At 73.4% G+C, this 8,053-nt stretch carries 5 protein-coding genes; 3 read left to right on the forward strand and 2 right to left on the reverse strand.

Annotated elements, in window-relative coordinates:
- Positions 1-116: 116 nt before the first annotated feature.
- Entirely contained in the window at positions 117-986 is an 870-nt protein-coding gene (locus QM633_RS05185; RefSeq protein WP_415152664.1) for a class I SAM-dependent methyltransferase, read from the reverse strand.
- Positions 987-1,022: 36 nt separating this feature from the next.
- On the opposite strand from QM633_RS05185, the gene QM633_RS05190 reads away from it, so the two are divergent.
- Positions 1,023-2,810, forward strand: coding sequence for a glycoside hydrolase family 15 protein (locus QM633_RS05190; RefSeq protein WP_415152665.1), 1,788 nt, complete (start codon positions 1,023-1,025; stop codon positions 2,808-2,810).
- 12 nt (positions 2,811-2,822) lie between these two features.
- Here the strand turns inward: QM633_RS05190 and QM633_RS05195 are convergent, their stop codons facing one another.
- Positions 2,823-4,889: an ATP-dependent DNA helicase UvrD2 gene (locus tag QM633_RS05195; RefSeq protein ID WP_415152666.1), complete on the reverse strand. Its 2,067-nt coding sequence runs from the start codon at positions 4,887-4,889 to the stop codon at positions 2,823-2,825.
- 41 nt (positions 4,890-4,930) lie between these two features.
- Here QM633_RS05195 and QM633_RS05200 point away from each other — a divergent pair, with 41 nt between their 5' ends.
- Together QM633_RS05200 and QM633_RS05205 are read left to right on the forward strand one after the other, a co-directional pair.
- Positions 4,931-5,125, forward strand: coding sequence for a hypothetical protein (locus QM633_RS05200; RefSeq protein ID WP_415152667.1), 195 nt, complete (start codon positions 4,931-4,933; stop codon positions 5,123-5,125).
- Positions 5,126-5,176: 51 nt separating this feature from the next.
- Positions 5,177-8,053 (forward strand): exodeoxyribonuclease V subunit gamma (locus tag QM633_RS05205; protein WP_415152668.1); only part of this gene is annotated, 2,877 nt, incomplete at its 3' end.

Here is an 8,053-nt window from a genome sequence, read left to right on the forward strand (position 1 = left end):
CCCGAAAGGCGGGCTTGCTCCCCGAATTCGGGGAGCAAGCCCACCGTTCGGGAGCAAACCGGACGGATGGGACGGCAGCGAGGTGACGGCGGGCCGGCTCGGCCGGGAACGGGCGTTCAGGCGGGCCTGCGGGCAGTCAGCGTGAAGGACGCCGGCAGGCGCCAGGGGCGGTCGGCCAGCCGGAACTCCCCTGTCGACTCGTCCTCGACCATCAGGCCCGGCAAGGCCTCCCACGGGGCGCTGTCGTGCTCGGTCAGGGAGGTGAGCTGCAGGCCCGCGTCCAGCACGGCGGTGACGATCTCGCCCAGACCGTGGTTCCACTCCACCGAGGCGGGCGAGCCCACCCGCTCATCCCCGGCATAGCTGTACTCCGAGTGCCACAGCAGGGGTTCGGGCTGCTCGAAGTAGGGCAGCTCGAGGGCAGGGGTCAGGGCACCCTCCCCGGTGATCCAGGCCTGCTGTTCCCGGTCGGGATGGTCCTCGCCGACGCGCTGGACGATCAGGCTGTTCAGCACCGGGTGCCCGTCCCGGATGAACAGCCGGCCGCCGGGACGCAGCAGTGCCTGCACCGTTCGTGCCCAGCGACTGATGTCGGGAAGCCAGCAGATAGCACCCACCCCGGTGTAGACGAGGTCGAACGAACGCCCGGCCAGCGCGTCCGGCGCCGAGTACACGTCCGACTCCACATAGTCGATCGCCGCGCCCGCCTCCCTCGCCAACACCCTGGCCTCCGCCAGCGACACCGGCGACAGGTCGAGCCCGGTCACCCGTCCACCGAGCCGGTGCAGGCTCAGCGTGTCGGTGCCGATGTGGCACTGCAGGTGCAGCACGTCCAGGTCGTCGAGGAGGCCCAGCCGGGGCAGGTCGAACCGCACGACATCGGAGAGCGCGGACGGGTCGGCGAGCAGCCGGTCGATCCCGTAGTTGCGAGCGTGGATCGGCGCCCTGCTGTCCCAGTTGGCGCGGTTCACCGCGAGATAGTCCATCGCCGCACGATAACGCGCCGACGCACAATCGATGACGTGAGTGTTCCGATCGAGGACTACGGCCTGCTCAGCAGCGCGCGCACCGCGGCACTGGTGTCCCGCGAGGGCAGCATTGACTGGCTGTGCGTGCCGCGCTTCGACTCGCCCTCGGTGTTCGGCGCGCTCCTGGGCGATGCCGACCACGGCCGCTGGTCGCTTCGCCCGGCCGAATCGGACGCCGTGCCGTCCCGTCGCTACGACGGGGACAGCTTCATCCTGGTGACTCGCTGGGACACCGGGACCGGGACGGCCCAGGTGCACGACTTCCTCGTGGCGCACGAGCGCTGCGACCTCGTCCGCCGCATCGTGGGGCTGCGCGGACGCGTCGAGTTCGACACCGCCCTGACCATGCGCTTCGACTACGCGCGTGCCCTGCCGTGGGTGCGGCAGGTCGGGGACGCGGACCGGCCGGCACTGCGGGCGATCGCCGGCCCTCAGGCACTGCTCGTCCGCGGTGTCGCGCTCAGCCCGGAGAACCACTCGCACCGGGGCCGGATCACGGTCTCCGCCGGGGAGAGCGTCGACCTCACCCTCACCGGCTTCGCCTCACACCTGCCCGATCCCGGCCCCCTGGACGTCGATGCGGCGCTGGCCCGCACGCGCAGGCACTGGCAGGAGTGGGCCGTCCGGGTCGACCACTCCGGGCCCTACCACGATCAGGTCGTCCGTTCGCTGCTCGTGCTCCGTGCGTTGAGCCACCGCGACACCGGCGGGATCGTGGCGGCGCCGACCACCTCGCTGCCCGAGGAACTCGGTGGGGTGCGGAACTGGGACTACCGCTACGTATGGCTCCGGGATGCGGCGCTGACCCTGGAGGCACTGGTCGCCCACGGCTTTCTCGGCATCGCCGGGCGCTGGCGGGAGTGGCTGCTCCGTGCGGTCGCAGGGCAGCCCGCCCAGATCCAGATCCTGTACGGCATCGCGGGCGAGCGCGACCTCGTCGAACGGGAACTGCCCGCGTTGCCCGGCTACGCGGGTTCTGCCCCGGTGCGGATCGGCAACGCCGCGGTCGGGCAGTACCAGGCCGACGTCGCCGGTGAGGTGCTCGTCGCGCTGGAGGCCGCCCGACGCGCCGGCCTGGGCGAGGATGTGTCCTCGTGGTCGCTGCAGCGCGGCATCCTCGACCACCTGCTCACCCAGCTCGACCGTCCCGACCGCGGGATCTGGGAGATCCGGGGCGAACCCCGACACTTCACACACTCGCGGGTGATGATGTGGGCCGCGTTCGACCGCGGGGTGCGGGCCGTCGAGGAGGGTGGGCTGCCCGGCGATCCGCACGACTGGGCCGCGGCGCGCGACCAACTCGCCGCAGAGGTCGCCCGCCACGGCGTCGTCGACGGGCATTTCGTGCAGGCCTACGGCGCCGACGAGGCGGACGCAGCGCTCCTGCTGCTGCCGACGGTGGGCTTCTGCGCTCCCGACGACCCCCGCATCCTGGCCACGGTCGAGCGTGTGGAGCGCGACCTGATGCCCGAAGGACTCGTCCTGAGGTACCGTCCCGCCACCGGCGTGGACGGCGTACCCGGCCCGGAGAGCCCCTTCCTCGCCTGCAGCTTCTGGCTCGTCCAGCAGTACGCGATGAGCGGACGGACGGGAGACGCACACGCCCTGATGGCCCGCGCCTGCGCCTGCGCCAACGACCTCGGGCTGCTCTCGGAGGAGTACGACGCGCGCGCCGGCCACCAGCTCGGGAACACCCCGCAGGCGCTCACCCATCTCGCCCTCGTCCAGGCCGCGGACGCGATCAACGGCCACGGCGGACGCGCCGCCCACCGCCGCGGGTGAGCACCCCTCGGCTCAGCCGCGCCCGGCGAGGATCGCGAGAACGTCCGGGCCGTACAGCTCACACTTCACCCGGCCGACGCCCGGCACCTTCCGAAGCGCCGCCACGTCGGCGGGGCGGTCCTCCGCAATCGTCATCAGAGTGGCGTCGGTGAAGATCACATACGCCGGGACGGAGCGCTCTGCGGCCACTCCTCCCCGCCAGGCGACCAGCCGGTCGTAGGTGTCCTCGTCGTAGCCGGGCGGGCAGTCGGCGTGCCGGCGCAGCTTCCGCTCCGCGCCGGTGTGCAGCGCCTTGCCGCAGACCCGGCAGGTCGCGCTCAGCGCCGAAGTCGGCTTCTCCCTCGGGCGGGCCCGGACGGCACCCGGCTCCGGCCGGGCGGTGATCCCGTCCAGGAAACGTGACGGCTGCCGGTTGCCGCTGCCCCTGCGGGTGCGCGACCAGCACAGCAGCAGGTTGCGCCTCGCCCTGGTGATCCCGACGTAGAACAGCCGCGCCTCCTCGGCCACCTGCTCCGGCCCGGCCGCCAGCGACAGCGGCAGCGTCCCCTCCTGCACGCCGACCAGCGCGACCGCGGTCCACTCCAGGCCCTTGGCCGCGTGCAGCGTGGACAGGGTCACCCCGTCTGAGCTCAGCGGGTGCTCGACCTGCGCGCGGGCGGTCAGTTCGGCGACCAGGCCACCGAGGTCGGCGGTGCCCTCACCGGCGGCGGCACGAGCGGACGCCACGTCCTCGGCGAGCGCGAGGATCGCGGCGAGCGACTCCCACCGTTCCCGCACGCGGCCCTGGCCCGACGGGGCCGCCTCGGTCCAGCCGATCCGGGCCAGCACGTCCCGGCAGGCGTCGAGGGCCGGCTCGCCCGCGTCCCTGCGCGCCCGCTCGGTGAGCGTGCCGATCACCTGCCGCACCTCGGGACGGTCGTAGAAGCCCTCTCCGCCACGCACCGTGAACGGAATGCCCGCCTGGGCGAAGGCCGACTCGAACGCCGGCGACTGCGCGTGCACGCGGTAGAGAACGGCCTGCTCACGCCATGGCACACCTGCCTCGTGCTGCTCGACCAGCCAGCGGGCGACCGCCACCGCCTCGTCGTCCTCGCTCGCGCACTCCAGGATCCGCGGCTCCGGGCCCGGCCCGCACTGGGACTCCAGCACCACCGTGCCCAGCCGGGTGCGCCGCGCCACCCGGTTCGCCATGCCCACCACCTGGGGCGAGGACCGGTAGTCGCGCACCAGCCGCACCACCTTCGCATCGGGGAAACGGTCGGCGAAACCGGTCAGGAAGGCGGGCGTGGCACCGGCGAAGGAGTGGATGGTCTGGGCCGGATCGCCCACCACGCAGTGGTCCCTGCCATTGCCCCACCACAGGTCCAGGAGGTTCTGCTGGACGGGATTGACGTCCTGGTACTCGTCCACCACGAGATGGCGGTAGGTCCCCCGCACCTCCTCGGCGATGTCGCCGTGCTCGGCCAGCATCGCCTCGGCGCACAGCAGGATGTCGTCGAAGTCGATCACGCCACGGTCGGACTTCGCCTGCTCGTAGCGACCGAGCACCCGGCCCACCTGTGCGGCGTCGAGGCCGGACACCTCGCGCCCGGCGGAGTCGGCCAGATCGGCGTAGTCGGCAGGCGAGACGTTGGTGACCTTCGCCCAGGACACCTCGGTGAGCAGGTCGCGCAGGGAGCTCGCGTCCGGGCTCAGTCGCAACCGTCGTGTCGCTTCCGCGACGATGCCGAGCCGCTCGTCGCTCACCGGCGGCAGTGGGGACCCGTACGCGCGGGGCCAGAAGTACTGGGCCTGCCGCAGCGCCGCCGAATGGAAGGTGCGCGCCTGGACGGCCGGGACGCCGAGCGAGCGCAGCCGGGACCTCAACTCGCCGGCCGCCCGGGTAGTGAAGGTGACGGCGAGGACGGCGTTCGCGGTGTACGCGCCGGTGGCGACGCCGTAGGCGATCCGGTGTGTGAGCGCTCGGGTCTTGCCCGTCCCCGCGCCCGCGATCACCACGACAGGGGCCCCGAAGGTCGTCGCGACCTGTGCCTGCTCGGGGTCCAGCCCGGACAGCAGCGCGGACGGTTCGGCGATCACGCAGCACACTGTAGGCACCCGGGCCGACACCCCTCTCGACGATGTGCGATCTGAAGCTGGACCCGTCCCGCGGCCGCCAGGACGCCATCGACGACCAGCTCGCCGACGCCTCCCCCGTCCTCGACGTCGTCCATGTCGTGAAGCTCGCCGCCGCCGTGGCGAGGATCGCGACCGCGTCCGACTCGCCTCCGGGCGGCCGGAGAGAGGGCTCCGACGGTGCCGCCACGGGCCCGTGATCATGTCTCGACGCCTCAACGTCAGAGGCCGGCCCTAGGGTGTGGAGCACCATGCAGTTCCATCACGTGCGCACCGCCGACCAGCTCGCCGACACCCTGGTCGGGCTGTGGTCCGGTCCCCGAGCCGACCCGTTCGAGTTCGACCTCGCCGTCGTACCGGGCGCAGGCTTTCAGCGATGGCTCTCCCAGCGCATCGCCACGGCCGGCGAACGTGCCGGGATCTGCGCCGGGGTCGACCTCACCACGACCGCCGGGCTGTGGCATCGTCTCCACGGGGACGATGACCCGTGGCGGCCCGAACTGCTCGCCTGGCCGGTGCTGCACCTGGCCGCTGCGTCCACCGACCCCGAACTCGAGGTGCTCCAGCGGCATCTCGCCGCGTCCCGGGAGGGCTACACCACCGCCCGGCGCGTCGCCGCGCAGTTCGCCGGCTACGCGGACCACCGGCCGGCGATGCTCCGGTCCTGGCTGGACGGGGACGACGTCGGCCCCGAAGGCGGTCCCCTGGCGGAGAACACGTGGCAGTCCCACCTGTGGCGGGAGCTGGTGGCGCACCTCGGCAGCGACCCGCTCGCCCGCAGGGCCGACCTGCTCGACCGGCTCCGCGCGGCACCGGCGCCCCGCCTTCCGCACCGGGTGGCCGTGCTCGCCCCTGAGCGCGTGCACGAGGGCTACCGTGCGCTGCTCGCCGCGCTCAGCAACCACCACGCCGTCGACGTCCTGCTGCTCACCCCGGCTCCCACGCGTCGTCCGCTGCCCGGACCAGCGGGGCTGCGGCGATCGGAATTCGCCGCACCTGCGGGCCATCCGCTGAACCGCTCCCTCGGTGTGATCGCCGACGAGACGGCGCTCCTGCTCCCGCCCACGCCGGATCTGCCGGAGGTCACGTCCCCGGACACGCTGCTCGGCTGGCTCCAGGCCGATCTTCTGGCCGACCGCGAGCGCACGCCTCGCGTTCTGCGGGCCGGCGACACGTCCGTCCAGGTCCATCTCTCCCACGGCGACGACCGCCAGGTCGAGGTGCTCCGCGAAGTGCTCACCTCGATCCTCGCCGCGGACCCCAGCCTCGAACCCAGGGACGTCGTGGTGCTCACCCCCGCGATCGAGCCGATCGCGCCCCTGGTGACCGCAGCCTTCACCGCGCCGCCGCAGGGCGCTGTCCATCCCGCGCAGGCGTTCAGGGTGCAACTGGCGGACCGCACCCTCACCCAGGTGAACCCGATGGTGACGCTGCTGCTCGAACTGCTCAGGCTCCCCGACGGCAGGGCGGAGGCGAGCGCACTGCTCGAACTCTGCGCCCATCCCGCGGTCGCCCAGCGGTTCGGTTTCACGACCGAATCGCGCTCGCGGCTGGTCGAACTCGTCGAGCGGGCCGGGATCCGCTGGGGGCTCTCCGGCGCGCAGCGGACGGCGTTCGGCCTGGGCAGCTTCCCCCAGAACACCTGGTTCGCCGGGTTGCAGCGGATGCTTCTCGGGGTGGCGATCGGCGAGAGCGACCTGGTCTCGGCGGGCACCGTACTGCCGCTGGACGACATCGAGTCCTCCGACGTCGAGTTGATCGGCGGCCTGACCGAGCTGGTGGGCAGGCTCAGCCGTCTGTTCGCGGAGGTCAGCAGCCCCGCACCGATCGCCGGGTGGGCACAGCGCTGCCGGGAGGCACTGGCGGGGCTCGTCGAGCTCCCGCCCACCCAGGAGTGGCAGCTCAGCGACCTGTGGGCCGGCCTGGCCCGGCTCGCCGAGCGCGGCGGGGCGGCCGCTGAGCACCCGATCGACCGCCACACCGCTGCGCGGGCGATCGAGCACGAGTTCGAGACCTCACCCGCGCGCGGCGCCTTCGGCAACGGCTCGCTGGTGGTCGCGGGCCTCACCTCACTGCGGCACGTCCCGCACCGGGTGGTGGTCCTGCTGGGCTGGGACGCCGACCGCTACCCACGCTCCGCCCGCCGCCACGGCGACGACCTGCTCGCCGTCGAGCCGCGTGTCGGCGACCCGTCCGCTGCCCTGCTGGACCGCCAACTCCTGCTGGACGCCGTCCATGCCGCCGGGCAGACGCTCGTCCTCGTGGCGCGCGGACGCAGTGAGGCCACCAACGAGGACGTGCCGCTCGCCGCGCCCGTCGCGGAGCTGATCGAGGCGCTCGACCGGCTCGCGACCACCGCGGACGGAACCCCGGCCGGTGTCGCCGTGACACACCGGCATCCGCTCCAGCCGTTCGACCCGGCCTACTTCGACGGCGCGAGGCCCGACCTGTCCAGCGCCGACGCCGTGGCCTTCCGGGCCGCCGCGGCGCTGCTCGCAGACAAGGTGACGCCACGGCCGCGCTTCCAGCTCGACCGGCTCCCCGAGCCGGAACTCGGGCTCGGCGTCTCCCTGGACGACCTGGTCGCCTGGTTCGGCCACCCCGCCCGCACCCTGCTGCGGCAGACGGCGGGGATCAGCCTGGGCGACGACCCGCAGCCCAGCGACGCCATCCCGATCGAGCCGGACGGGCTGGCCCGCTGGCAGATCGGCAACCGGATGTTGACCGGCCTGCGCCAGGGACGTGACCCGGCCGCCGTCGAACGCGCGGAATGGCTGCGGGGCGAGGTGCCCCCGTTCCAGCTCGGCACGCTCCTGCTCGCCGGCCTGCGCCAGGAGGCGCAGCGCTCGGCGCAGGCCGCCCCGTCCGACCTCCCCCCGCCAGCGCTCCACGACCTGGCCGTGGCCGTGCCGGTGCCCGGCCGCGGCACGACCACCCTGGTCGGGCGGGTGACCACCCACGGGGCAGAGCTCGTGCAGGTCGAGTTCTCCTCGTTGCAGCCGCGGCACCGCCTGGCCGCCTGGGTGCGCCTGCTGGCCCTGGCCACGGCCGAGCCGGGCGCCTGGCGGGCCCGGGTCGCCGGCAAGGGACGCGTCTGCGTGCTGGCGGCGCCGCCGCAGGCCACGGCG

It is taken from the genome of Propionicimonas sp. (assembly GCF_047606205.1).
In the GTDB taxonomy this organism is placed as follows: domain Bacteria; phylum Actinomycetota; class Actinomycetes; order Propionibacteriales; family Propionibacteriaceae; genus Propionicimonas.